The sequence below is a fragment of the Ruegeria sp. A5 genome (genome assembly GCF_056543005.1).
The window spans coordinates 1-836 of sequence record NZ_JBQGAV010000027.1 but is presented as its reverse complement, the minus strand read 5'-3'; the positions used below and the strand labels follow the sequence as shown (position 1 = coordinate 836).

Below are 836 nucleotides of genomic sequence, written 5' to 3'. Positions count from 1 at the left end.
TAGGGTCAGGATGCATTGATTTCGGCAGCGCTGCGTGATTCACGAGCTGGAAAACGGAGCGGTGATATGAGCGACCTTTTCTGGCTGAACGACGAGCAGATGGCCAAGTTGGCCCCCTTTTTCCCTAAATCGCACGGCAAGCCAAGGGTCGACGACAGGAGGGTTCTGAGCGGGATTATCTTCATCAATCGCAATGGCTTGCGTTGGCGCGATGCCCCTGCCGCCTATGGTCCGCACAAAACGCTTTACAGCCGATGGAAGCGTTGGAGCGAGAAAGGCATTTTCGCTCGGATGATGGCCGGTCTGGCTGCGGAACACGGCGAGAAGCAGACCGTGATGATTGACGCGACATACCTGAAGGCACATCGAACGGCGACCAGTATGGCCGCCAAAAAAGGGGGCGCGGTCGCCTGATCGGTCGCACCAAGGGCGGTATGAACACCAAACTACATGCCATCTGCGACAGCCTGGGACGACCGATTGACCTGTTCGTCACCGCCGGACAGGTGAGCGATTATATCGGCGCACGGGCGCTGCTCAGTGGCCTGCCAAACGTCAAATGGCTGCTCGGGGATCGCGGTTATGACGCTGACTGGTTCAGAGAAGCCTTGCAGGACAAGGGGATACGAGCCTGTATCCCCGGGCGAAAGCAACGAAAGACGCCGGTCAAATACGACAAGCGCCGCTATAAGCGGCGAAACCGCATTGAGATCATGTTTGGCAGGCTCAAAGATTGGAGGCGTGTGGCGACCCGCTATGACCGATGCCCCAAGGTCTTTCTATCGACCATCGCTCTCGCGGCTGTCGTCATCTATTGGTTATGAATCCTGACCCTA

1 protein-coding gene is annotated in these 836 nt (G+C 57.3%); it reads left to right on the top strand.

Going from position 1 to position 836, the window contains the following annotated elements:
* The first annotated feature begins 66 nt into the window (after positions 1-66).
* A protein-coding gene (locus tag ACR0AY_RS21165; protein WP_170508708.1) for an IS5 family transposase occupies positions 67-824 on the top strand; the annotation gives its coding sequence in 2 pieces (ribosomal slippage) (positions 67-403 and positions 403-824; 759 coding nt in all).
* Positions 825-836 lie beyond the last annotated feature (12 nt).